This window comes from Oceanobacillus arenosus (assembly GCF_003369575.1).
Taxonomy (GTDB): domain Bacteria; phylum Bacillota; class Bacilli; order Bacillales; family Amphibacillaceae; genus Oceanobacillus; species Oceanobacillus arenosus.
On the sequence record NZ_PIOC01000012.1, the window covers coordinates 118,270 to 144,099 of the forward strand.

Annotated in this window: 29 protein-coding genes; 25 read left to right on the forward strand and 4 right to left on the reverse strand. The window is 36.1% G+C overall.

Features of this window, described 5'->3' with window-relative positions; genetic code table 11:
- Window positions 1-18 precede the first annotated feature (18 nt).
- The 9 genes from mutL to glnA all read left to right on the forward strand — a co-directional run bounded on the left by mutL (window position 19) and on the right by glnA (window position 9,469).
- A complete protein-coding gene (gene mutL, locus CWR48_RS07530; RefSeq protein WP_115772632.1) occupies window positions 19-1,890 on the forward strand; it encodes a DNA mismatch repair endonuclease MutL in 1,872 nt (623 codons plus the stop codon).
- Window positions 1,891-1,949: 59 nt separating this feature from the next.
- Complete coding sequence (locus CWR48_RS07535) at window positions 1,950-2,399, forward strand: Dps family protein (protein ID WP_115772633.1); 450 nt, start codon at window positions 1,950-1,952, stop codon at window positions 2,397-2,399.
- Window positions 2,400-2,425: 26 nt separating this feature from the next.
- Entirely contained in the window at window positions 2,426-3,361 is a 936-nt protein-coding gene (miaA, locus tag CWR48_RS07540; RefSeq protein WP_115772634.1) for a tRNA (adenosine(37)-N6)-dimethylallyltransferase MiaA, read from the forward strand.
- Between the two features lie 37 nt (window positions 3,362-3,398).
- Window positions 3,399-3,623 carry an RNA chaperone Hfq gene (gene hfq / locus CWR48_RS07545; RefSeq protein ID WP_115772635.1) on the forward strand — a complete coding sequence of 75 codons (225 nt, stop codon included), beginning with the start codon at window positions 3,399-3,401 and terminating at the stop codon, window positions 3,621-3,623.
- 114 nt (window positions 3,624-3,737) lie between these two features.
- On the forward strand, window positions 3,738-4,661 hold the full coding sequence (spoVK, locus tag CWR48_RS07550; protein ID WP_115772636.1) for a stage V sporulation protein K: 924 nt from the start codon (window positions 3,738-3,740) through the stop codon (window positions 4,659-4,661).
- 239 nt (window positions 4,662-4,900) lie between these two features.
- Window positions 4,901-6,145, forward strand: a complete 1,245-nt coding sequence (hflX, locus tag CWR48_RS07555; RefSeq protein ID WP_115772637.1) for a GTPase HflX — start codon at window positions 4,901-4,903, stop codon at window positions 6,143-6,145.
- Window positions 6,146-6,180: 35 nt separating this feature from the next.
- The gene (locus CWR48_RS07560) at window positions 6,181-7,425 is read left to right on the forward strand and encodes a methionine gamma-lyase family protein (RefSeq protein WP_115772638.1); all 1,245 of its coding nucleotides are present in this window, start codon (window positions 6,181-6,183) and stop codon (window positions 7,423-7,425) included.
- 261 nt (window positions 7,426-7,686) lie between these two features.
- Window positions 7,687-8,079: a MerR family transcriptional regulator gene (locus tag CWR48_RS07565; protein ID WP_115772639.1), complete on the forward strand. Its 393-nt coding sequence runs from the start codon at window positions 7,687-7,689 to the stop codon at window positions 8,077-8,079.
- A 34-nt stretch (window positions 8,080-8,113) separates the two neighbouring features.
- Window positions 8,114-9,469 carry a type I glutamate--ammonia ligase gene (gene glnA / locus CWR48_RS07570; RefSeq protein ID WP_115772640.1) on the forward strand — a complete coding sequence of 452 codons (1,356 nt, stop codon included), beginning with the start codon at window positions 8,114-8,116 and terminating at the stop codon, window positions 9,467-9,469.
- A 368-nt stretch (window positions 9,470-9,837) separates the two neighbouring features.
- On the opposite strand, the gene lexA is transcribed toward glnA, so the two are convergent.
- Window positions 9,838-10,461: a transcriptional repressor LexA gene (gene lexA / locus CWR48_RS07575; RefSeq protein ID WP_115772641.1), complete on the reverse strand. Its 624-nt coding sequence runs from the start codon at window positions 10,459-10,461 to the stop codon at window positions 9,838-9,840.
- A gap of 295 nt (window positions 10,462-10,756) precedes the next feature.
- On the opposite strand from lexA, the gene CWR48_RS07580 reads away from it, so the two are divergent.
- The 7 genes from CWR48_RS07580 to CWR48_RS07610 all read left to right on the forward strand — a co-directional run bounded on the left by CWR48_RS07580 (window position 10,757) and on the right by CWR48_RS07610 (window position 14,570).
- Window positions 10,757-11,398 (forward strand): YneB family resolvase-like protein, encoded by a 642-nt coding sequence (locus CWR48_RS07580; RefSeq protein ID WP_115772642.1) that lies wholly within the window; start codon window positions 10,757-10,759, stop codon window positions 11,396-11,398.
- Window positions 11,399-11,520: 122 nt separating this feature from the next.
- Entirely contained in the window at window positions 11,521-11,754 is a 234-nt protein-coding gene (locus tag CWR48_RS07585; protein ID WP_115772643.1) for a DUF896 domain-containing protein, read from the forward strand.
- 244 nt (window positions 11,755-11,998) lie between these two features.
- Entirely contained in the window at window positions 11,999-12,457 is a 459-nt protein-coding gene (sirA, locus tag CWR48_RS07590) for a sporulation inhibitor of replication protein SirA (RefSeq protein WP_115772644.1), read from the forward strand.
- 46 nt (window positions 12,458-12,503) lie between these two features.
- Window positions 12,504-12,728: a YneF family protein gene (locus tag CWR48_RS07595; protein ID WP_115772645.1), complete on the forward strand. Its 225-nt coding sequence runs from the start codon at window positions 12,504-12,506 to the stop codon at window positions 12,726-12,728.
- Window positions 12,729-12,915: 187 nt separating this feature from the next.
- Window positions 12,916-13,620 carry a cytochrome c biogenesis CcdA family protein gene (locus tag CWR48_RS07600; RefSeq protein WP_115772646.1) on the forward strand — a complete coding sequence of 235 codons (705 nt, stop codon included), beginning with the start codon at window positions 12,916-12,918 and terminating at the stop codon, window positions 13,618-13,620.
- 81 nt (window positions 13,621-13,701) lie between these two features.
- The gene (locus CWR48_RS07605) at window positions 13,702-14,070 is read left to right on the forward strand and encodes a response regulator (RefSeq protein ID WP_115772647.1); all 369 of its coding nucleotides are present in this window, start codon (window positions 13,702-13,704) and stop codon (window positions 14,068-14,070) included.
- Between the two features lie 38 nt (window positions 14,071-14,108).
- The gene (locus CWR48_RS07610) at window positions 14,109-14,570 is read left to right on the forward strand and encodes a CcdC family protein (RefSeq protein ID WP_115772648.1); all 462 of its coding nucleotides are present in this window, start codon (window positions 14,109-14,111) and stop codon (window positions 14,568-14,570) included.
- A gap of 23 nt (window positions 14,571-14,593) precedes the next feature.
- Here the strand turns inward: CWR48_RS07610 and CWR48_RS07615 are convergent, their stop codons facing one another.
- Window positions 14,594-15,064, reverse strand: a complete 471-nt coding sequence (locus tag CWR48_RS07615; protein ID WP_115772649.1) for a DUF2621 family protein — start codon at window positions 15,062-15,064, stop codon at window positions 14,594-14,596.
- 222 nt (window positions 15,065-15,286) lie between these two features.
- Between CWR48_RS07615 and CWR48_RS07620 the strand changes: the two genes are divergently transcribed.
- The 7 genes from CWR48_RS07620 to CWR48_RS07650 all read left to right on the forward strand — a co-directional run bounded on the left by CWR48_RS07620 (window position 15,287) and on the right by CWR48_RS07650 (window position 21,883).
- On the forward strand, window positions 15,287-16,402 hold the full coding sequence (locus CWR48_RS07620) for an ATP-binding protein (protein ID WP_245976760.1): 1,116 nt from the start codon (window positions 15,287-15,289) through the stop codon (window positions 16,400-16,402).
- A 416-nt stretch (window positions 16,403-16,818) separates the two neighbouring features.
- Window positions 16,819-19,530, forward strand: coding sequence for an aconitate hydratase AcnA (gene acnA / locus CWR48_RS07625; protein WP_115772650.1), 2,712 nt, complete (start codon window positions 16,819-16,821; stop codon window positions 19,528-19,530).
- Between the two features lie 257 nt (window positions 19,531-19,787).
- Entirely contained in the window at window positions 19,788-20,378 is a 591-nt protein-coding gene (locus CWR48_RS07630; RefSeq protein ID WP_115772651.1) for a TlpA family protein disulfide reductase, read from the forward strand.
- Window positions 20,379-20,535: 157 nt separating this feature from the next.
- Complete coding sequence (locus CWR48_RS07635; protein WP_342772440.1) at window positions 20,536-20,673, forward strand: FbpB family small basic protein; 138 nt, start codon at window positions 20,536-20,538, stop codon at window positions 20,671-20,673.
- A gap of 99 nt (window positions 20,674-20,772) precedes the next feature.
- Complete coding sequence (gene tlp / locus CWR48_RS07640; RefSeq protein ID WP_115772653.1) at window positions 20,773-20,988, forward strand: small acid-soluble spore protein Tlp; 216 nt, start codon at window positions 20,773-20,775, stop codon at window positions 20,986-20,988.
- Window positions 20,989-21,140: 152 nt separating this feature from the next.
- Entirely contained in the window at window positions 21,141-21,566 is a 426-nt protein-coding gene (locus CWR48_RS07645) for an acyl-CoA thioesterase (RefSeq protein WP_115772654.1), read from the forward strand.
- Window positions 21,566-21,883, forward strand: a complete 318-nt coding sequence (locus tag CWR48_RS07650) for a hypothetical protein (protein ID WP_115772655.1) — start codon at window positions 21,566-21,568, stop codon at window positions 21,881-21,883. The genes CWR48_RS07645 and CWR48_RS07650 overlap by 1 nt, the downstream gene beginning before the upstream one ends.
- 88 nt (window positions 21,884-21,971) lie before the next feature.
- Here CWR48_RS07650 and yidD read toward each other — a convergent pair whose 3' ends face one another.
- Window positions 21,972-22,199 (reverse strand): membrane protein insertion efficiency factor YidD, encoded by a 228-nt coding sequence (gene yidD / locus CWR48_RS07655; protein WP_115772656.1) that lies wholly within the window; start codon window positions 22,197-22,199, stop codon window positions 21,972-21,974.
- Window positions 22,200-22,283: 84 nt separating this feature from the next.
- Entirely contained in the window at window positions 22,284-22,868 is a 585-nt protein-coding gene (gene plsY / locus CWR48_RS07660) for a glycerol-3-phosphate 1-O-acyltransferase PlsY (protein ID WP_115772657.1), read from the reverse strand.
- Between the two features lie 251 nt (window positions 22,869-23,119).
- On the opposite strand from plsY, the gene CWR48_RS07665 reads away from it, so the two are divergent.
- Window positions 23,120-23,536 carry a CoA-binding protein gene (locus tag CWR48_RS07665; protein WP_115772658.1) on the forward strand — a complete coding sequence of 139 codons (417 nt, stop codon included), beginning with the start codon at window positions 23,120-23,122 and terminating at the stop codon, window positions 23,534-23,536.
- Window positions 23,537-23,862: 326 nt separating this feature from the next.
- Window positions 23,863-25,818, forward strand: coding sequence for a DNA topoisomerase IV subunit B (parE, locus tag CWR48_RS07670; RefSeq protein ID WP_115772659.1), 1,956 nt, complete (start codon window positions 23,863-23,865; stop codon window positions 25,816-25,818).
- The last annotated feature ends 12 nt before the right edge of the window (window positions 25,819-25,830 follow it).

Sequence of the window (25,830 nt, forward strand, 5' to 3'; positions counted from 1 at the left end):
GACGAAAGGATTGTTAACATGAAAATCGTACAAATGTCTGATGCACTAGCAAATAAAATAGCAGCCGGTGAAGTTGTTGAACGTCCAGCCTCTGTTGTCAAAGAACTTGTCGAAAATAGTATTGATGCTAATAGTACATGGATTAAAGTCGAAATAACCGAGGCGGGATTACAACAAATCAAAATTACCGATAATGGGGACGGGATGTCTGAAACAGACTGTGAAATGGCTTTCTTACCTCATGCGACAAGTAAGGTGAAGAGTGAAAGTGATTTATTTCATGTGAAAACCTTAGGATTTCGTGGGGAGGCTCTTGCGAGTATCGCTTCAGTAAGTAAACTGTCCATTCAGTCCTCTGAAGGTGATGAAGCAGGAACTTATTTAAAGCTTGAGGGCGGTAAAATAATTGAAAAGAAGAAGAGCGATGCGCGTAAGGGATCGGAAATCATCGTTGAAGATTTATTTTTTAATACACCTGCACGCCTAAAGTATATGAAGAGTCTTCATACAGAGCTTGGCCATATAACGGATTTATTGAATCGATTAGCACTTGCCCATCCTGAAATAAGGTTTGAAGCTATTCATAATGATAAAGGATTATTTAAGACATCAGGAACTGGTGATTTATTACAAGTTATCTCTCAAGTATATGGAATGAATGTTGCGAAGAAAATGCTTCTAGTCCAGCAAGAGACGCTTGATTATGCGATAACTGGGTATATTGCAAAGCCAGAGGTTACTAGAGCATCAAGATCCTATATATCAATCATTATCAATGGCCGCTATATTAAGAGCATACCATTAACTCAGGCTATTATCCGTGCTTATCACACGCTTCTGCCAATCGGGCGCTCGCCTATTGTCGTATTAAGAATTGAAATGGATCCGATATTAGTAGATGTCAACGTACATCCAACGAAATTGGAAGTTCGCTTTAGTAAAGATAAAGAATTATTCACTGAAATCGAGGATATGATTAAAAGTAAATTTCGCGAAATTACATTAATACCGGAAATACAACAAAAGCCAAAACCAAAAATCCAGTCCTTCCAATCAATGATGAATTTTGACGAGCCAGTGAGGGAAGCTTCAGCACAAGAAAATGACAAAACACAGGCAATTGAAAACCTACAACAAAATCCTGCCCTTAATCTTAATCAAAATGAGATAAAGGAAACAACGTCATACATTATAAATGATAAGCAAATGAACAATACAGTGGAAGAACACAATCCTATCGTAGACTTTCAAGAACGAGAAACTGAGAATATCGAACATGAATCCCAGTCAATTGAAAATTCGAAAATGCGTGTACCACAAATGTATCCGGTGGGACAGGTACAGGGAACCTATATTATTGCACAAAATGAAAATGGGCTTTATATGATTGACCAGCATGCAGCACAGGAAAGAATCAAATATGAATTCTTTAAAGAAAAGCTTGGTAAGCCGGTAAATCAATCACAGGAATTATTAATCCCAATGACCTTTGAATTTTCTAAGCAAGAATCAATTTTCATCGAACAATATCGAGAAGCATTTGAAAATGTTGGATTAAATTTTGAGCAGTTCGGCAATCAAACCTATATTATCCGTTCCCATCCAAGTTGGTTTCCAAATGGCTTTGAAGAAGAAGTCATCCGGGAAATGATTGATCAAATCATGAATGAAGAGAAGGTTAATATCGAATCTATCCGGGAAGATGCTGCAATTCTTATGTCTTGCAAGCGATCCATTAAAGCAAATCATTATTTAAATCAGGACGAAATGTTTCGGTTATTGGAAGATCTTCGTAAGACAACAGATCCATTTACATGCCCACATGGTCGGCCAATCATCATTCATTTTTCAACATATGAATTAGAGAAAATGTTTAAACGTGTGATGTAAAACTAGTATAAATCATTGCCATCTCGGGTAATCCTAGTAATAAAACATCGAGGTGCAGCATGGAAAATCAAAAGCTGATCAATTTTTTAAATCAACTGCTATCAAATTATGTTGTCCTGTATATTAAGCTCCATCGATATCATTGGTTTATTCAAGGGAGACATTTCTTCCTTTTACACGAGAAATTTGAGGAAATGTATAAGGTAATAGCTAGTGATATCGATGAAATTGCAGAACGAATTCTAATGATTGATGGCAAGCCACTTGCAACAATGGTCAAGTATTTAAAGGAAACGACATTAGTTGAGGCGAATGCAGACGATAAAGAAAATGAGATCATTGCACAATTGATCGAGGATTTCGAGCAGATGATTGCAGAAATTCATCAAGCAGGAATACCTCTCAGCGAAGAGCAGAACGATGATCCAACATTCGATTTATTAGCAACATTACAAGGGAAATTAGAAAAATATGTATGGATGTTAAAAAGCTATCTCGCATTTGAATAAAAAGAATAGAATTTAGGGGAAAACGAATGAAAAAAACAGTAGTAGCTATCGTTGGTCCAACTGCGGTAGGGAAAACGAAGCTGAGTATCGAAATCGCCAAAAGATTTAATGGAGAGATTATCAGCGGAGATTCGATGCAAGTATACAAAGGTTTTGATATTGGAACGGCGAAGATAAGCGAGGAAGAAATGGAGGGAATTCCTCATCATATGATCGATATCTTAAATGAGGATGAAGTCTTTTCTGTCGCAGATTATCAATATTACGTTCAGAAGTATATTGATGAGATTTCCGCTAAAGGGAAATTGCCGATTATCGTCGGTGGTAGTGGTCTTTATATACAGGCGGCATTATATAACTATAATTTTGCTGAGCAAAAAAGAGATGACACACTAACAAGTAAGCTAGAGCGGATGATTGAGCAGGAAGGAATTATGCCATTATATCATCGTCTGGAAGAAATTGATCCCGAACAAGCGAAGAAAATCCATCCGAATAACCATCGAAGGGTGATTCGAGCGCTTGAAATCTATGAAACAACTGGAATGACGATGACGGCGTATCAACAGGAGCAAGTAGTGGAATCCCCGTACAACCTAATATTACTCGGGTTAGAGATGGAGAGGGAACGGTTGTACGAAAGAATCAATCAAAGGGTTGATTTAATGATCAAGACGGGACTTGTCAAGGAAGTAAAAGATCACTATGATCGAGGTCTAGAAAATAGCCAGGCAATGACAGCAATTGGCTATAAAGAGTTTATCCCATTATTCAAGGGTGAAGAAAGCGAAGAGCTAGCAATTGAGCTTTTAAAGCGTAATTCAAGAAGGTATGCGAAACGACAATATACATGGTTTAAAAACAAAATGGATATTAGCTGGTATTCGCTCTCGCCGAGCAGCATAAATGAAAAGTTTAAAATGATTTTTGACGATTTAGCAGGGATTTTAGAAAAAAAGTAGAATGGTTATAGTATAGATAAATAGAGGAGGAAGTACGATGGCGCAAACTGTAAATGTTCAAGATCAATATTTAAATCAATTAAGAAAACATCATATTTCAGTTACTGTATTCCTTACAAATGGTTTCCAATTAAGAGGGATTGTGAAGGCATTTGATAATTTCACGGTATTACTTGAAACCGACGGGAAACAACAGCTTATATTTAAACATGCTATTTCTACCTTTGCTCCTGTTAAAAATGTATCATTAGAAAATGAGTAAGTGGAAAACGGACGCTAGCAATGGCGTCCGTTTTCCATTGGTTTTGAAACTTAGGCGTTTGTCACAACTTTTTTCCCTTATGCGTATACTAAGGTTGACTAAAGGGGTGATAACGTGGAATCACAATTGAACCGTAATCGAAATGGTCAAATAAATATTATATTGCATAACAATAATAATAAACCAAATGTAGAGCGAAAGAATCCGTTAGAATTTAGTAAGAATGAACAATATAAAGCGATTGATCATGAATTTTCTTCATTTATTGGCATGGATAAGTTAAAAATGACGGTTAAAGAGATCTATGCGACAATCATTATCAATGAAAAACGGAAAGAGCTAGGCTTAAAAAGCTCCAAGCAAGTACTCCACATGCTATTTAAAGGTAATCCCGGTACTGGTAAGACTACAGTTGCGAGAAAGCTTGCCAAAGTATATTTTAATATGAATATATTATCAAAAGGACATTTTGTTGAGGCGGAACGAGCGGATTTGGTTGGTGAATACATTGGTCAGACCGCACAAAAGACGCGCGCAATCATCCAGAAAGCAATGGGTGGTGTACTTTTTATTGATGAAGCATATTCATTAGCACGTGGTGGAGAAAAGGATTTTGGCAAGGAAGCAATCGATACCTTAGTGAAGCATATGGAGGACCATCATAACGATTTTGTCTTAATTCTTGCAGGATATCCTTATGAAATGGATAAATTTCTATTATTAAATCCTGGTTTACAGTCGAGATTTCCTTTTATCTTAAATTTTGAAGATTATGGGGTCGATCAATTATTAGAAATTGCAAAACAAATGGTAGGTGAAAGGGAATATGAATTAACAAAGGAAGCGGAATGGGAGCTCAGAAATCAATTATATAAGAAAACAGGTGGAAGTGTACGCAACTTTTCCAATGCCCGTTATGTACGGAACGTAATTGAACATGCGATTCGGATGCATGCTGTAAGGTTATTACAGGAAGAGCGCTATACATCGGAAGACCTGACCCAAATTACGGCAAAAGACTTGCAGATGGATGATTGAATACTAGTGAATAGCGTAACTACATGTGATTTACGGAAATGAGTGAACATATTAGAAAATCCTCAGTGATGATTCGTTGCTGAGGATCCATCTATCTCTAATTGCATACTCTAATTTTGTAAATACCTCCCTTTTTGTTATGATGGAGGAATAGATAGGATACATAAGGATGCTTTCATATTAATAGATGTAGAACAGTTCTGTTAGAAAGAGATTCTTCAAAAGAAAGAGGTCGTTACATGTCCAAAGAGAAAATCCTAGTTATCGCAGTTAAAAAAGATGGCCAGCAGGAGGAAAGGTTTCATTCTTCGTTAGATGAACTTGTTTCACTAGGAAAAACAGCTGGTGGAACAGTAGTACGTGTAATCACGCAAAATCGCAATCGAATCCATCCGGCTACATATATCGGGGAAGGAAAAATTGAAGAAATTAAACAGGAAATTGATACATTGGAAATAGATCTTGTCATATCGAATGATGAGCTGTCACCGAGTCAGTTAAGGAATTTAGGAAATCGTTTCGAGGTTCGAATCATCGATCGGAGTCAGCTGATCCTAGATATCTTTGCTCAGCGAGCTCGGACAAGAGAAGGGAAGCTGCAGGTCGAACTGGCACAATTGGAATATTTGTTGCCAAGGCTTCAAGGACAAGGGATTGCCATGTCGCGTCTAGGAGCAGGTATTGGCACGAGAGGACCCGGGGAAACCAAATTAGAAACCGATCGACGTCATATTAAAAACAAAATCCATGATATTAAACAAAAACTAAAATTAGTGGTTCGTACCCGGGAACAGTATAGGAAGCGAAGGAAGATTAACGAGGTATTCCAAATTGCTGTTGTTGGATATACGAATGCAGGCAAATCTACCTTGTTTAATCGATTAACAGCAAGTAATACGTTAGAGGAAAATAAATTATTTGCAACACTTGATCCATTAACACGGAAATTACAGCTTAACTCCGGTTTCCAAGCATTGATCACCGATACAGTTGGCTTTCTTCAGGAATTACCAACATCATTGATCGCTTCCTTCCGTTCGACATTAGAGGAGGTTTCCGCTGCAAATCTGCTTTTACATGTTGTTGATGGATCGCATGAAGATCAAGTACAGCAACAGAAGACAGTTTTAAAATTACTTGATGATTTACACGCACAGCAAATCCCTGTACTTACGATCTATAATAAAAAGGATTTAATCAAAGACGCTGTTATTCCATTGAATCATCCATATCTGATCATTAGTGCATACGATGAAAATGATGTACAACGTGTGCTGCTTGAGATTGAAGGGCTTCTTAAGGAATTATGGGAAAGCTATGCGGTCGAACTAGACCCAGATAAGGGGAAATTAATTTCTAAACTTGAGCGCGAAACAATTATTACAAAGAAGATATTTGACGAAACGAAAAATAAATACATTATTTATGGCTATATTCGGAAAGAACACCCGATAAATTATATGACAAAAACAGATGCAGAGTAAAACAGCAATAAGTAAAAAGAGGAGAAATAATGAACATGATTGAAGAATTGGTAAAACAAGCAGAATTAGATTGTAGTTTCGTACATCAGAAAATGAATGAAATCGTTGAAAAAAATCAGAAACGTGTGCTTGACGCATTTATTAGTAATCGTATTAGTGATAGCCATTTTAGCTCAACAACAGGCTATGGTTATGATGATCTAGGCCGTGATGCATTGGAAGCTGTTTATGCAGAAGTCTTTGGTGGGGAGGATGCACTTGTCCGACCACAAATCGTTTCTGGCACACATGCAATTGCGACGACATTATTTGGTTTATTAAGGCCAAATGATGAACTGATTTATATTACTGGAAAACCTTATGACACGCTGGAAGAGGTAATCGGCATTAGGGGAAACAATACTGGATCATTAAAAGACTATCATATTAAGTATCAGGAAGTAAGCCTAACAGATGCAGGTGAAATTGACTTACCAGCTGTTAAAAATACGATTACAGCTGATACGAAGGTGATTGGTATTCAACGGTCGAAAGGATATGATGATCGCCCATCATTTACAATTCAGGAAATTGCAGAAGCAATCCGATTTGTAAAAGAGATAAACCCTAATATTATTATCTTTATTGATAATTGTTATGGTGAATTTGTAGAAGAACAGGAGCCACTTCATGTTGGCGCGGATATTATGGCAGGTTCTTTAATTAAGAATCCTGGTGGAGGTATCGTTCGTGCAGGTGGCTATATTGTTGGGCGAGAAGATCTAATTAATCAATGTGCAAACCGCTTAACTGCACCGGGTCTTGGCAAGGAAACTGGCGCAACCTTTAATATGTTGCAAGAAATGTACCAAGGGTTATTTTTAGCGCCACATGTCGTTGGACAAGCATTGAAGGGCGCAATATTTACGGCTAGATTTCTTGAATTGATAGGTTTTAAAACGTCACCACATTATCAAGCAAATCGTACGGATCTAATTCAATCCGTCACTTTTCCAGATGCAGAGCAAATGATCGCCTTCTGTCAAGCGATACAACGAAATTCACCAGTGAACTCTTATGTGACTCCGTATCCAAGTGAAATGCCTGGCTATGAAGATAAAGTAATTATGGCTGCAGGGACATTTATTCAGGGATCAAGCATCGAATTATCTGCTGATGGTCCGATTCGTCCACCGTATACGGCGTTTGTTCAAGGTGGACTAACATATGAGCATGTGAAAATAGCATTAATAGAAGCAGTAAAAAGTTTGGTAAATCAGGGTTTTATAAAACTTATTTAGGGAATACAAGAAAAGAGTCCAAAAAGGCTCTTTTTTACTTACTCAATTTTCATCGGTTATTGTAATGGAGAGTCATAGACAGTTTTGTAGCTTGTTGATTCCCGCCCGCAGCATGCCAAGTGTTTCTCTGGAGCGTTAAGATATGCTAACATGTTTCATTACTATAAAAAAGTGTTCTTGATGTAAGGTTATCTAACAAATAATTGACAGCTAACCTTACATACAATATAATTAACCTATCAATTAGTTGGGGGTAATGGTTTGAATGATCAGGATCGTCGTTCAATGCCTTTGTTTTCAATTGGCATTGTCATGAAATTGACCGAACTCACTGCTCGTCAAATTAGATATTATGAAGAACATGAATTAATATCTCCAGAACGAACAGCTGGTAATCAACGATTATTTTCATTTAATGATGTTGATAAACTGCTAGAGATAAAAAATCTATTGGATAATGGTCTTAATCTTGCGGGTATAAAAATCATGCTGCAAGATGAACTTAAGCAAGAAGAGAAAGAGCAGGTAGCAAAGACAGATTTAACGGACAAACAGCTTCGAAATATCCTGAGAACAGAATTGAACCATCTTGGCATGAATGGCAGAGTAAGCATTAGACAAGGAGAGCTATCAAGGTTTTTTGTCAACCGTTAAACAATTGTGAAACATTAGAGTAAGTATTTTTGAAATGATTCAAGGAGGAAAATTAGTGGGACAGTTTACGAAAGAAGCAATTACGAAAAAAATTAAAGAAGAAAACGTAAGATTCATTCGACTTCAATTTACAGATATGTTCGGTAGCATTAAAAATGTGGAAATTCCATTAAGTCAATTAGATAAAGCATTATCGAATAAAATGATGTTCGATGGTTCTTCAATTGAAGGTTTTGTACGAATTGAAGAGTCAGATATGTATTTATATCCAGATTTAGATACATTCGTTGTATTCCCATGGACATCTGACAAAGGAAAAGTAGCTAGATTTATTTGTGATATTTATAATCCAGATGGAACACCTTTCGCAGGCTGCCCAAGATATAATTTAAAACGTAATTTAAAGAAGATGGCTGAATTAGGATTCGATACCTTTAATATTGGTGCAGAACCAGAGTTCTTCTTATTTAAACTAGACCAAAACGGTGATCCATCATTAGAGCTTAATGATCATGGTGGTTATTTTGATTTAGCTCCTACTGATCTTGGAGAAAACTGTCGTCGAGATATTGTATTAGAACTTGAAGAAATGGGATTTGAAATTGAAGCATCCCATCATGAAGTAGCTCCTGGACAACATGAAATAGATTTTAAATATTCCAATGCAGTAAAACATGCTGACGATATTCAAACCTTTAAATTGGTAGTAAAAACGATTGCAAGAAAATATAATCTCCATGCAACCTTTATGCCGAAGCCATTATTCGGTGTAGCTGGGTCTGGGATGCATGTTAACATGTCATTATTTAAAGATGGAAAAAATGTCTTTTTAGATGAAAAAGGGGAAAGACAATTAAGTGATGTTGCATATCAATTCATTGCGGGAATTATGAAGCATGCAACTGGATTCACAGCAGTAACAAACCCGATTGTAAATTCATATAAACGATTGGTACCAGGATATGAAGCACCTTGCTATGTTGCTTGGTCAGGTTCAAATAGAAGCCCATTACTGCGAATTCCTAATTCACGCGGATTAAGTACACGTGTTGAAGTACGGAGTGTAGACCCATCTGCAAATCCATACATGGCTCTTTCTGTACTACTTGCATCTGGGTTAGAAGGTGTAGAAAATAAATTAGTGGCACCACAAGCTGTAGATCGCAATATCTACGTAATGACGAAAGAAGAACGTGAAGAAAATGGTATAGAAGATTTACCAAGTACACTAGCAGATGCGCTTGAGCTATTAAAGAAAGATGAAACCATTGTAAGATCACTTGGCAAACATCTATTTGAGAATTTCGTGGAAGCGAAAGAGATTGAATGGGAAATGTTTAAGACCCAAGTCCATCCTTGGGAACGAGAACAGTATATTACACAATATTAAATCGCATTATTAACGAAAAAGCTTCGAACGAGGGACATCCTCTTGTTCGAAGCTTTTTTCTTATAGCTTAGGAAACTATAAAATTGGACGCTGTGGATAACTAAATTACCGAAACAGCCACGTCCAGCTCCAGCGCTAAAGCTGTAGCGAGACTTCCCTCACCTCCGTACGATAAGCCAACATTGACTCCCTAGATTAAGGAAGGCCGACTAAAATCAGGCTTCGCCAACGTCGGCATACCTCTAAAGTGAAGGGGCATGTTTCCTTTATCTCAAAAGGCAAGGAGAAGTTCGTACACAGCTCAAACGGGCGCTTGCGCTTTTGTTCCTACATAAGAGCAACTAGGGCTGTCAACCAAGTTTTCTAACTTAATGAATGGTTCGATATAGGCCAATGACTTTGCCAAGGATGCTGACATTATCATATATGAGTGGTTCCATCGTCGCATTTTCCGGCTGTAGTCTGATGTGGTTCTTCTCTTTAAAAAATCTTTTTACTGTTGCTTCATTATCTTCTGTCATTGCAACAACGATATCTCCATTATTCGCGGTATTCTGTTGCTTGACGATTACCATATCCCGGTCTAGTATCCCTGCCTCTATCATACTTTCCCCATCAATAACTAAGACAAATAGATTATCATCCGGGCTCGAAGTAGAGCTTGGAAGCGGAATGAATTCCTCGATATTCTCTACTGCAGTAATTGGAACACCAGCAGTAACTTTCCCGATTACTGGTGCATATCGTGCAATATCTTTTGGTATATTGCTATCTTCTGCTTGATTAAGAATTTCAATTGCTCTCGGTTTTGTTGGATCTCGTCTAATAAAGCCCTTACTCTCTAATCTCTCAAGATGACCATGGACAGTAGAGCTTGATGCAAGTCCAACGGCTACTGCTATTTCCCGAACAGACGGCGGATAGCCTTTGCTACTAACTTCACTCTTAATAAAATCGAGTATCATTTGTTGTCGATTTGAAAGTTTTGTCATCAATTATACACCTCACACATAGGATTTATTATTAATAGTTTATCATTATATATAAAACTAAGCAAACATTCGTTCGAAAAAAACGTTGACAAGATCATGTGTTCGTGTGATAATAAAATTAACGAACAGCGAACAAAGGTTCTGTAAAACCAATTAGGGAGGAATTTATATGTTTGAAAAAATCACAAAAACAGATATATTTTATTTAGTTGCTTTTGCATTAACTTTAGGGTTTCTATATTTTTCAATGATAATTAGTGGCTAAAATTTAATTATATTAAGGGGTATTACCAAGGTGAAGGCTATATTATATTGTCGCGTAAGCACGGATAAGGTTACACAAGAAACGTCTTTGGTAAGGCAGAAAGAGGAATTACTTGCGCTTGCTGCTAGACATCAAATTACTGTAGTAGATTGCATTGAAGAGAAACAGAGCGGATATGATATAGAAAGAGAAGGTATATTCCGAATGCTCGACTATTTCTCTGCTAACGAGGCAGATTGTCTGTTAATTCAGGATGAAACTAGATTAGGGCGCGGAAACACGAAAATCGCTTTATTCCATCAATTATACAAATTACACGTTCGTATATTTACGGCTACACAAGATGGTGAATTAGAACTTTCGGAATCTGATTCTATGGTACTACAAATCGTTGGGGTAGTAGAGGAATATCAGCGTAAAATTCATAACATGAAAATTAAACGAGGTATGAAAAAGGCAGTTGCAGCTGGCTATGATCCTAGTAAAAATCTTACAAATCAAGATAAAGCACCGGGCAGGGAACGGATAGTATTTCCAATTGAAGAGGTAGTCAGATTGAAGGAAAAAAATTTAACCTTTGCGGAAATAACGAAAGTATTAAATGGATTAGGTTATGATGTATCAAAAGCTACCGTCCATCGAAGATACCAGGAGTATCAAATGCTTGAATAACCGTAAAGTAAATAGTACTATTAAAAAAGCAAGAACATAGTTAGATGGGTTCTTGTTTTTTAGTAGTTAAGTGCAACCAAGTTTTCTAATTTTTATATTTTAAATAAGAAAGGATAGTTTTGATGCTTTCACAAGATAAATTAGGTCGTATTAATGAGCTTGCAAGAAAAGCCAAAAATGAAGGACTAAATGACATAGAGAAACAAGAGCAAAAAGATTTAAGAGAAGCATATTTAAAAAATGTACGCAGCTCGTTTAAAAATCATTTAAAAACGATGACGGTAATTGATCCAGCTGGCAATGATGTTACACCGCAAAAAGTAAGAGATATGCAAGCAAGGAATAGGAATCATTAAGTATGTGAATAATGAAGATGACTTCGATAGCGAAGTCATCTTTTTTCTATCTATGGTAGGTAAAAAAAGTATATAAAGCGAGACTTCCCTCACTACAGAACAATCTAAGGAAGACTTACCCAACGTCGAACCAACCCATGTCCCTTGGATCTTTAATCGACAAAACTAGTGTTCGTTCGCAATACGATTTGACATGATTCGTAAATAGAATATGTATAATATAGATTAAAAGGGAGCGATTGTAATGTTTGAGTATTCTATCTATCGTATTAGAGAAGAAATTGCTAACCATTATTATCATAAAAGTGATATATTATATCGTTTTCTCAAGGAGTATGAACAAAACAGTGGACAGCTCTATTTGCATGGTCAGTTTCTATATATAACAAATAAATTTATCCAAAAGAATATAGAATATTACGTAGATAATTTTCTTCCAAAGAATGTTTCGCACAAAACGGAGCAAACTAGAATAGAAATATTTAATAAAAGGAAGTCAATTACTTTACATATAAATAAAAACTGTTTAAACTTTCGTTGTGAGTCTCTACATGATGCGGAAGAATTATTGTTTCCAGTACTAAGAAAATTTGACGCTTTATTATTTGTGATTGGCAGGAAGCATGAAAACTATGGATGGATTTCGCCAAATACAAAACTAAATAGTGATCCAGAAAATCTAGTATTGTATTCTTCGCGCTGATTTAATATACTGTATAAGAGACAACACGAAGGAGGAAAATCTAGAAATGGACGTAATTTGGGTCGTGCTAATTGCTATAGTAGCATTAATTGCTGGTGTTGCTCTTGGATTTTTCATTGCAAGAAAATACATGATGAATTACTTGAAAAAGAATCCACCAATTAATGAGCAAATGCTACGTACGCTAATGATGCAGATGGGACAAAAACCATCGCAGAAGAAAATCAATCAAATGATGCGTGCAATGAATAATCAAACTGATAAAAAATAGCAATTATAAATATCAGATAAGTTTATAAAAAATTGTATGGAATACCCCTTCACATAATTGGAGGGGTATTTGAATACTTATTGCGGATGATTTTTGTTAATTCAACCTTTTGTCGAATTCAGAAGTTATTAAACCGGTTACTTCTGTTAAAATAATGGGAGTGGGATGACTATAGGGGGGGATTTTTTTGTCAGAAATTAATGTGTTTCTTGCGTTTGGGGCAGGCTTTTTATCTTTTGTATCACCATGTGTACTGCCTCTCTATCCGGTATTTTTATCTTATATTACTGGAATGAGTATAAGTGAAGTGAAAGAAGAGAATAAGAAGGTAAATAAAAAGGCATTATTACATACAATAAGTTTCTTGCTTGGATTCTCAAGTATTTTTATGATGATTGGATTCTCTACAAATTATATTTCTGAATTTTTAATGACAAATCGGAATCTGATAAGACAAATTGGAGCAATCTTAATTGTTTTCTTTGGGCTAGTCATTGTTGGAATCTTTAATTTTCAGTTTTTGATGAAGGATAGGAAGATTCATTTTAAAAATCGCCCAACAGGATTTATTGGTTCGTTTATTATTGGGATGGCGTTTTCTTTAGGATGGACACCATGTACTGGACCGATTCTCATGATTGTATTTTCACTTGCAGCAACAGATCCGAGCTCGGGGATGGTCATGATGATTTCTTATGTGCTAGGTTTTTCTATTCCGTTTATTTTATTGTCCATTTTCATTGGAAATTTTACTTGGATTAAAAAGTATAGTGGTCCTATAGTAAAAATTGGCGGATATGTTATGATATTTATGGGTATTGCGCTCTTTTTTGATTGGATGACTAAATTAACAGCATTCCTAGCAGGCTGGTTTGGTTTCTCAGGTTTTTAATGATTTCAATCTATCCAATTTTCCTTGAAGACCAATGCTAACAATCAACAAATGAAGTGTACCATTTAGGAGGAAAATTTAATGGCAAAAATACTAATAGCCGATGATGCTAAATTCATGAGAATAACCCTTTCCACGATGTTAAGTAAAGATAATCATGAAATCATAGGTGAAGCGGTAAATGGTGAAGAGGCTATTAAACTTTTTAAGGAATTACATCCCGACATCATTACAATGGACATTACAATGCCGATTGTGAATGGAATTGATGCAATTAAAGAAATTATTAAATTAGATGAAGAAGCGAAAATTATTGTTTGCTCGGCAATAGGACAGCAAAAAGTAGTTGTTGAAGCAATAGAAGCAGGTGCAAAAGATTTTATTGTGAAACCATTTGATGAGCATAGTGTGTTAGCTACAATTAATCGTATATTAAATACGACTGATTAATATCTCTGTAAATTCTAAAGTCAGAAAGTGTGATAATCATGTTCTGGGTGATTGCGAGTACAGTGGTAGCAGCAATGATGGCTATTACCATGATATTTATTCGTTTAAGAGCAGCAAAGAAGCCTGCTTCTATAAGAAAAATTATTCTTCCGCCATTAATGATGAGTACGGGTGCTTTTATGTTTTTATTCCCAGTATTTCGTGTAGGTTGGATTCAAGTGCTTGAAGCAATTGGAATCGGAATCATTTTTTCCGTTTTTTTAATCAGGACATCGAAGTTCGAAGTGCATAATGGGGAAATTTATTTAGTACCATCGCGGGCATTCCCGATAATTCTTTTCAGTCTCTTAATCGTTCGTATTATCATTAAATTAATTATCGGCAGTTATATTTCCGTAGGGGAAACAAGCGGTATGTTCTTTCTTCTGGCACTAGGTATGATTGTGACCTGGAGACTTTCAATGCTTTATCAATACTATCAAATTAAAAAAGAACATTAAAAAAGATATGCAGCAGATTTCTTCTACTGCATATCTTTTTTATATCGTGCCTGCCAGTTATCTCGATAACTACTTTGAGAAAGCTCGAATAGATGTTCATATGGTGTCACATCTATTTTCTTTTCTTTTAATTTCTTTCTTAGAAATTTATGATCGCGTTTTGGAGTTGCGATAATATAACCTTCGATAACGGTTTCTTGTGTTATTTTCCTTTGCTTCTTTTCCAGGGATACTTCGCCAATTTTACTAGCAATCGTATGTTTGGCTACGTCGCGAAATAATTCCGGTACAGGTGAAACTAATTCTTCTAGTAATCCTTTTTCGTTGTCCCCCCACATATGCTTTGTCTTTTCCATATAATATTCTTCCCAGTCCATCATAGATTTTCCGTCTTCTTTTGGTAGTTTCTTAAGGAATTTACGAAACATGAAGAATCCACCAATGGCCATTAAGCTAATTAGCAATATTCCCCATAACACAAGCAAAGCCCCCATTATGTCACCTTTTCCCTTTTTTTTTTAGAAATGTTACTTTTCAGCAGATATTAATTCATTTTTATTATCGTTTATAGTAAGATACATGTAATCAGATAAATTAAATTATACTGTAATTATTATTATAGTGGTCTTTTTAAAGACAGACAAGTATCATATCTTATCGGATTCTCCATATACTAAATCTAGAGGGCAGTAAATGTAGAAAAAAGGAGGAGTTTGATGGATTCTGAAGGAATAAAACCAGATAATGTCGAAAAGCATATTGCACTGCAACCCAGTGATGTATCTAAAGCTGGTGACTTGGATTTTGGAAAGATCCCCGAATTTATGTTTCGATGGATTGAAAATAATCGAGATGAAATCATAACGGTCTGGAATCATGAAGGAAAGATGCTCTTTATTTCGGATGCGATTGAACGGTTATTAGGGATTGATAAATCTGAGCTAATCGGTTCTTCTTGGTATGATCGGATGTATCCAGAAGACGTTGATTATCTGGCACATCATTTAAACCGAAATATAAACCAGAGGCAGCAATTTATTATTAACCTACTTCATAAAAATGGAAAGTATGTAACAACAGAATGCACGGTCCAAAAGTTAATCGATGATTCGAGTGGCATTACTTATTATATCGCCTTACAAAAGGATATTACAGATAAGCGGCAAGTGGAGGAATTGATGATTCGCTCGGAAAAAATGTCCATTTCAGGTCAGATTGCTGCGGGAATCGCACATGAAATTAGAAACCCACTTACTTCAATTAAAGGATTTTTACAACTGCTACAAGCGGGAGTAAGACATAAGGACAAGTATTACAGTATCATGTTAGATGAGATTGAGAAGATGGAGAAGATTACATCCGAACTATTATTTCTATCGAAGCCAGTCACGGATGATAGAAACATAGAATCGATAAAAAATATGATTGAAGATGTAGTCCGTTTACTTCAGCCACAAGCAAGAATGAAAAACATCGATATTGTAATAAATTGCCGGAAATTAGATTCTATTCTATGTGATCGGACCCAAATTAAGCAGGTATTGATCAATATCGTTAAAAATGCGATTGAAGCGATGGAGAGCCCAGGAGAAATTACCATTCGTGTTGTATCCAGTGAATCTAAAGTTATCGTTTCGATCATGGATGAGGGCCCAGGCGTTTCGGATGATGTATTAGAGAAATTAGGTGAGCCATTTTTTACGACGAAAAAAAACGGAACAGGTTTAGGCTTACTAATAACAAAGCAAATATTAGATAGACATCATGCAAAATTAACGATTCTAAAAAATGCAGAAAAGGGAAGTACATTTCAATTAACGTTTCCTAAATAAAAATAGTTATCTATTCATATTGGTATAGGAATATTATCATGTAAGTGATTGGTGTGCATGCCCCTTGTTCCCCATATGGTAAAATTGATGTAATCGTTCACATTATCTCAATATATTCTCCTCATAGTTTACTACAGGGGAACAAATACTGTATTTTTATTCGTTTTTACAAACACAATAACAAAGATGAACAATAATAATGTTTTTATATAAGAAAAAGTTATCATCCTACATAACTTTTTAATATATATCGAAGCACTTGAATTAATTGTCTTATGTAAACGAATACGATAAGATGTATAGTAAAGGGGCTTTCCAAGATTATTAGTTTGAAAGAGAGTCTCTTAAAAGAAATAATAATCAATTATTTTACTGAAAATTTGAAAAAACAATGAAGTTTGAAAGGGGTAACTTGCATGAGTAATGAAAATGCATTTCAAGCAAAAAAGCAATTTGAATTACATGGGAAAAAGTATAACTATTACCAAATTAAGGCATTAGAAGGAGCTGGGATTGGTAAAGTTGATCGTTTACCATTCTCCATTCGTGTGCTCTTAGAATCAGTAATTCGTCAGCATGATGACCGTCAAATTAAGGATGAGCATGTTGAAGCACTCGCAAAATGGGGAAATAAGGAAGTTAAAGGTGTCGACGTGCCATTTAAGCCATCGCGTGTTATCCTCCAAGATTTCACTGGAGTACCTGCGGTCGTTGACCTTGCATCACTAAGAAAAGCAATGGTTGATATCGGTGGAGATCCGAATAAAATAAACCCTGAAGTTCCCGTTGATCTAGTTATTGATCACTCCGTACAAGTTGACCAATACGGAACAGCAAACGCACTACATGCGAATATGGACCTAGAATTCAAACGTAATGCTGAGCGCTATGAGTTCTTAAATTGGGCACAAAAATCATTTGATAACTATCGGGCAGTACCTCCAGCAACTGGGATTGTTCACCAAGTGAATCTGGAGTACCTTGCCAATGTTGTCCATGGTATCAAGAAAGATAATGGAGAGTATGATGCATATCCTGATACATTAGTTGGAACGGATTCACATACAACTATGATCAATGGTTTAGGTGTACTTGGCTGGGGTGTAGGTGGTATTGAAGCAGAAGCAGGAATGCTTGGACAACCATCTTATTTCCCACAACCAGAAGTAATCGGTGTTAAATTTACAGGAAGTTTCCCAGATGGAACAACCGCGACAGATCTTGCATTGAAAGTAACACAAGTATTGCGTGCCGAAAATGTTGTTGGAAAATTTGTTGAGTATTTTGGTCCTGGATTAAAAGACATGCCGTTAGCAGACCGAGCAACAATTTCAAATATGGCGCCAGAATATGGTGCAACATGTGGCTTCTTCCCAGTAGATGAGGAATCATTAAGTTATTTACGTTTAACAGGTCGAAGTGAAGAACAAATTGATTTGGTTGAAACATATTGTAAAGAAAATAATCTATGGTATTCTTCAGATCAAGCGGATCCAGATTATACTGAAGTTATTGAAATTAATCTTTCTGAACTTGAACCAAATCTGTCCGGACCTAAACGTCCACAAGATTTGATTTCCTTATCAAATATGCAAAAGGAATTTAATAGAGCAATCACTGCAAAAGAAGGAAACCAAGGCTATGGCTTAGATAAATCTGAATTTGATAAAGTTGTAACGATTGCACATCCAAGTGGCAATACATCTGTAATGAAAACTGGTTCATTAGCAATTGCTGCCATTACATCTTGTACGAATACTTCGAATCCATATGTTATGTTAGGTGCTGGATTAGTAGCGAAAAAAGCTGTTGAAAAAGGTCTAAAAGTACCTGAATATGTTAAAACATCATTAGCACCAGGTTCTAAAGTTGTTACACGTTACCTAGAAGATGCTGGATTACAATCTTATTTAGATCAATTAGGATTTAATTTAGTTGGATATGGTTGTACAACATGTATCGGAAACTCTGGTCCATTACGTGAGGAAATAGAAGAAGCGATTATGGAAAGTGATTTGATTGCATCTTCTGTACTATCTGGTAACCGTAACTTTGAAGGACGGATCCATCCGTTAGTCAAAGCAAACTATTTAGCATCCCCACCGCTTGTTGTTGCGTATGCACTAGCAGGTACCGTTGATATAGATTTAACGAAAGATGCGATTGGTACCGGTAAAGATGGAAATCCTGTCTATATTCGTGATATTTGGCCATCAATGCAAGAAATAAAAGCAGAAGTTAATAAGGTAGTCACACCGGAGATTTTTCGTAAAGAATATGAAAATGTATTCAATTCCAATGATCAATGGAATGAAATTGAAACAACTGATGAAGCATTATTTGAGTGGGATGATGATTCAACCTACATTCAAAACCCACCATTCTTTGAAGGATTGGCGAAAAATGCGGGTACAGTTGAAGCCTTAAATGATTTGCGTGCAATTGGTGAATTTGGCGATTCTGTTACTACGGACCATATCTCACCAGCTGGAGCGATTGCGAAAGACATGCCAGCAGGAAAGTATTTACAAGAGAAGGGTGTATCACCTAGAAACTTTAATTCTTATGGTTCGCGTCGTGGAAACCATGAAATTATGATGCGTGGTACGTTCGCTAACATACGTATTCGTAATAAGCTTGCACCTAATACTGAAGGTGGCTATACAACGTATTGGCCAACAGGAGAAGTAATGCCAATCTATGATGCGGCAATGAAGTATCAAGAGGCTGGTACTGGATTAATCGTATTCGGTGGAAAAGATTATGGTATGGGTTCTTCACGAGACTGGGCAGCAAAAGGAACGAATTTATTAGGAATTAAAACCGTTATTGCTGAAAGCTTTGAACGTATTCACCGTTCAAACCTTGTAATGATGGGGGTATTACCGCTACAATTTCAAAAAGGGCAAAATCCTGAGAAACTTGGTTTAACAGGTAAAGAAACCTTTAATGTGGAAATTGATGAAAGTGTTAAACCCCATGATTTACTAAAAGTAACTGCGACAGATGAAGCAGGAAAAACGACAGACTTTGAAGTTATCGCACGTTTCGATAGTGATGTAGAAATTGATTACTATCGTCATGGTGGGATTCTACAAATGGTGTTACGAGAAAAAATAGGAGCATAAATTATTTGGAGAAGCGTTCTATCTTAATAATAGGACGCTTTTTCTAGTATGATGACGATTTTTCTGGACAATGGATACAATCCTGCTATATTAGCGAAGTATATTCCAATCCACAAATTTTGAAACAAAAGAAGTATTTACGAAATTTTTACGAACAATTAAATGAATCCCTTTACAAAATTGGTGAAGTTCCATACCATTTAGTTATTGTGTTACTTTTTCTTTGGTACATGGACAAACTCTAGGGGTGTTGAACAATGTATAAAAAAATGGCAGGATTAACAATCTTATTAGTTTTAGTTGGAATATTAATCGCAAACATTATCGATCAAAATATAAATCAAATAACGGAAACAAATAACAATGAGTATGATGTTAGTGGTGATACAAGCATACAGGGTGGCTCGATTGCCCCGATAGAGAGCGTCGGCATTGAACCAGGTGAACTAGCACCGGAAATTGAACTTGAAGCAGCGGACGGCTCACTGTTCAAACTATCGGATCTTCGTGGCAAAAAAGTAATATTGAACTTCTGGGCGACATGGTGTCCACCATGTAAAGAAGAGATGCCAGCAATGCAGCAATTTTACGATAATTATCATGATGAAATCGAAGTAATCGCAATTAATTTCAAGGAAAAAGACAAAAAGGTACGCGATTTTATTAATGATTCTGTTTATACATATACGATTCCAATGGATGTAGAAGGAGTCATAAGCAAGGAATATGGGGTTTATACAATCCCGACGACGTATTTCATCGGAACCGATGGCATTATTCAGCAGCCTAGAAGGGTTGGACCGATGACATATGAATTTATGGAAGAAATGCTCCATACCTTAAATTAATTTCTTTTGTTTCATTATTATAATTTTTAATAAATATGGCGATACTTCTAAATAATGTGAAGCATCTATTAGGTAGAATGCAGAGCAAACAGGGCATTTACTATTGGGTCAGATTTGATGGATAATGCTCTTAAACAAGGAGTGAATCGCTATCTCATTGAAAAAGAAAACTACATTTGCTGAGCTTGTTCAAGAAAATCGAAGACAAATATTACAAGATCGTCTATTACTGGATAAAATTGAGCAAAATTTAGAAATGAGAATGCATCAATCATTGAAAGTGAATGAAAACTAATTCCTATGTCCCTTTCTTGCATGTTAAGAAAGGGACATTTTTTCTCGTATAATTTAGATATCTCTAGGTAAGATAATATCAATAGAAAGGAGAATGAAAATGACTGATAACTTCAACCAACCGAAACCTGATGATCGAAGTGACAATGCAAGCAAATTAGAAAGTGCGATATACAATACGATCGAAAATATTGAAGAAGCAAATGAAACGATGCAATTTTCAAATGGAGTGGAAAAAGAACAAATTAAAGCTAAAAATAAACGTCGAGAACAAGCAATTGAAGGAATGCGTGAAGAAATAAAAGATGAAATTTAACAAAATATCATCTAATAATTATGAAGGGAACCTATATCCAGTTATATGGAATTAGGTTCTTTTATTTAGTACTAAGTACAACTCTCAATTTTCTAATCATTTTATTTTATGATAAGATAGTAGAAGTATTTGAATAATAGGGGGAACTAATTTTGAATAAAGTGCGTACACCCATTGAGGTAAGATATCAAGAAACAGACCAGATGGGTGTTGTTTATCATGCCAATTATTTGGTGTGGTTTGAAATAGGTCGGACAAAATATATCGAAAGCTTAGGATTAAGTTATGCAAAAATGGAAGCTGAAAACGTAGTATCACCGGTCATTGATGTGCAAATTTCATACAAGAAACCTGTGAAATATGGAGAGAGTACGTTTGTTGAAACATGGGTAGAGGAATATGATGGTCTTCGAACAACATATGGCTATCATGTAATAAATGAGCGCGGAGAAATTGCTGTGAGTGGAACAACCAAGCATGTTATTGTCAGGAAAGATACATTTCGCCCTTTATCATTACGGAGATCCTTTCCAGAATGGCATCAAGCATACCTTACGAGTATGGAGGGAGAATTGTAATGGCGTTTGGAATAAAACGAGAAGAATTAATGGCATGGAAGAAAAATGTCGAAAATGGGGAAATTGATTTTCTTACCCATTATTGGCAAGATGAGCGATTTCCTAATTGTAACACAGTTACAAAAGTCGGCTGTAGTGATATCGAAAAATTAAAAACATGGGGTAGGAAATACGGTCTAGAGGAAAATTGGATTGACATGAGGGAGCAGTACCCACACTTTGATTTATTTGGAGTGCACCAAGAGGAGGTATTACGTAATGAAGGAAAATGGGATCAATTATCCCGGTTTAATTTAATGAATACAGAAAATAAATAAGAGCGGCTAAAAAATCCTGTTCTTATTTATTAGTTAACATAAGTGCAACTAAGGCTGTCACCGAAAGGCTTGGTTAAACCTTAGTTTTCTAATTTTTTTCCTTTTTTTCAGGGACTAGATCTACTCCTCCTGGATGTAAGGGATGACACTTACTGATTCTTTTAACCGTTAAATAAGAACCTTTCATTGCCCCAAAGCGTTTGAAAGCTTCTAAACCATACTCGGAGCATGTTGGATAGAACCGGCAAGTAGCTGGTGTAAAGGGACTTATGACTTTACGGTAAAACTGAATTAGACCGATAAATATATATTTCATGGACGAATCTTCATCTCCAGCTTATGTTTTCTTTAAATCTCCCTTAATTATACGTGAAAAAATAGGATGAATCAATTGAATGAATCATCCCATCCATTTAATTTTAGGCTCTGTTCCCTTTCGTATTCGCTTAATATTTTCCCGATGTCGATAAATAACAAAAATTGTAAGTAAGGCAATTACAATGGTTAGACTGATATCTCGGAAAAATATAGCAATAATCGTACCAACTACCCCTGTAATCATTGAAGATAATGAAACATATTTCGAGATATACAAGGTTAAAATGAATGTAATAATAATGAAAAGAAATAGCAACGGATTTATCCCTAATATTATTCCACCAGAGGTTGCAACTGCCTTTCCACCTTTAAATTTAGCAAAAAGAGGATAAGTATGACCTAGAACTGCGAAAATCCCTATAATTAAACGATTCACTTCCACATCAAATAATAATGGGATTAATACAGCAATCGTTCCTTTTAAAATATCTGCTAATGTTACGATAATCCCAGCCTTTACTCCCAAAACACGAAAGGCATTCGTTGCACCTAAATTCCCACTACCATGTTCGCGAACATCAATCTTATATCCGACTTTACCAACGACTAAGGCGGATGGAATTGATCCTAATAGATAAGCGACAATGATAAATAAAATATATTCCATCGTACATCCTACTCTCTCATTTAATGAATCGTCCAACTTCATCTCTCATTTTAGCATGAAGTAAACCAGGAGAGTATATAAAAATTAATTTTCCAAAAGAATGATACGAAATCTCCTATTCTCCCGATTCTGTAGCCGTTTTTTTGTTCATAATAAAAAACGTATGCTATAATAACGGTAGATATGGTAGAAAAAGGTTTCCTTCTCTAATTAAATTGTATTTACTTGATAGGTATAAGGAGGGTAACATCATGACTTGGGAAAATCCATCAAAAGAAGTATTGAAGGAAGTATTAGAATCTGCGAAGACGATTGCTGTGGTAGGGCTTTCTGATAATCAGGAGCGCACATCTTATCAAATCGCGAAGAGGATGCAGGAAAATGGGTATCGAATTATTCCTGTGAATCCGACCATTACAGAAGTTCTAGGTGAAAAAGCGTATCCGTCATTAACCGATATTCCCGAAGATTTTGATATTATTAATGTGTTTAGACGTCCAGAACATTTGCCAGAAATTGCAAAAGAGGCTACAATGACAAATGCAAAAGTTTTCTGGGCACAACAGGGAATTGTGAATGAGGAAGCATATCATTACCTCAAAGAACATGATTTTACAGTAATTATGGATTTATGCATAAAGGTAGTCCATTCAGTGTTAGTGAAATAATGAGTGACTTGGGATGACATGCTTTGTCATCCTTTTTCTTCGAATGAATATAAATATTCATACACTTGAATTAGACCTATTCGTCAGCAAATGCAATCAAATCTTAATTATAGTATACTTATTACCATGTTCTGGGCTAATATAAGTGTACTATAATTTTTTTTAATATCGCAAACGAATGTTTGTTCTGATATGATAATTATGCTATGAGATTTTTTGGTAGTAAGAAAGTATAACGACTTTCTTACTACATAAGTGCAACTAAGTCTGTCACCAAAAGGCTTAGGTTAAACCCAAGTTTTCTAAAGAAAGGAGTTGATGGTCAATTGACCAATCAACCAACCCAATATACAGATGATTCAATTCAAGTTCTAGAAGGTCTTGATGCAGTTAGAAAAAGACCAGGAATGTACATTGGCAGTACAGATAGCCGAGGATTACATCATCTTGTATTTGAAATTGTAGACAATGCCGTTGATGAGGCGTTATCCGGTTACGGAAATGAAATAAAGGTGACAATTCATAAAGATAATAGTATTTCTGTAGAAGATAGTGGAAGAGGGATACCAACAGGGATACATAGCTCTGGAAAGCCTACTACAGAAGTGATTTTTACCGTACTTCATGCGGGGGGGAAGTTCGGACAAGGTGGCTATAAGACTAGTGGTGGACTACATGGCGTAGGTGCCTCTGTCGTGAATGCACTGTCGGAATGGTTAGAGGTCACCATTTTCCGTGATGGGCAAACCTTCAAGCAACGATTTGAAAATGGCGGGAAGCCTGCTACTACATTAGTGAAAAAGGGCCCTACCAAAAAAAATGGAACCATTATTCATTTTAAACCAGACGCATTAATTTTCTCCTCTTTAATTTATGATTATGAAATCATTTCGGAGCGATTACGTGAATCAGCGTATTTATTAAAAGGAATTACGATTGAGCTTAATGATCAACGTACAGAAAATAAAGAAGTGTTCCATTATCCAAATGGCATTGAATCATTTGTCAGTTACTTAAATGAAGAAAAGGATTCACTTAGCCCGATTGTTTCTTTTGAGGGAGAACAACAGGAAATTGAAGTTGAATTTGCTTTTCAGTATAATGATGGCTACTCTGAGACAATGCTTTCGTTTGTCAACCATGTTCGTACAAGAGATGGTGGAACCCATGAATCTGGTGCAAGGACAGCAATTACAAGAACGATTAATGAATATGCGAGAAGAACAGGGATCTTAAAAGAAAAAGATAAAAACCTTGAAGGCTCTGATATTCGTGAGGGAATGACCGCAGTTATTTCCGTTCGTGTTCCTGAAGATAAGTTGCAATTTGAAGGTCAGACGAAGGGCAGGCTTGGTACAATTGAAGCAAGATCTGTCGTTGATAGTATTGTTTCCGAACATCTGGCATATTTCCTTGAAGAGAATCCAGATATCGCTGGAATGCTAACAAGAAAATCCTTGAAGGCAAAGGAAGCACGTGATGCGGCAAGGAAGGCAAGAGAAGAAGCAAGATCTGGTAAACAGCGGAAGAAACGAGACACGTTATTGAGTGGTAAACTTACACCCGCACAATCACGAAATCCAAAACGTAATGAACTTTATTTGGTTGAAGGAGACTCTGCTGGTGGATCTGCTAAACAAGGAAGAGACCGTAAGTTCCAAGCAGTACTTCCATTAAGAGGTAAAGTCATTAATACCGAGAAAGCTAAACTTGAAGATGTGATGAAGAATGAGGAAATCTCGACAATCATTCATACGATTGGTGCTGGTGTTGGTAGTGATTTTGATATAGAGGATGTACAATACGATAAAGTGATTATTATGACGGATGCCGATACAGATGGGGCGCATATTCAAGTATTGTTACTAACCTTCTTCTATCGCTACATGCGTAAGCTAATCGAAGCTGGAAAAGTCTTTATTGGTTTACCACCACTCTTCAAAATTTCCAAAGGGAAAGGCAAGAGTGAGAAGGTTGTCTATGCTTGGGAAGAAGAAGAGATGAAAAAGGCGGTACATGAATTTAAAAATGGCTATACTGTACAACGATATAAAGGTCTAGGGGAAATGAACGCGGATCAATTATGGGATACTACGATGAATCCAGAAACACGTACATTAATCAGAGTAACAATCGATGACTTTGCACGTGCGGATCGGAGAATTACGACATTAATGGGCGATAAAGTAGAGCCACGAAGAAAGTGGATTGAAGGTAATGTTAAATTTGGTTTGGAAGAAGATGCCACAATTATAGAAAATGAGAAAATCATAAAGGAATAAGGGGGGGTTGGT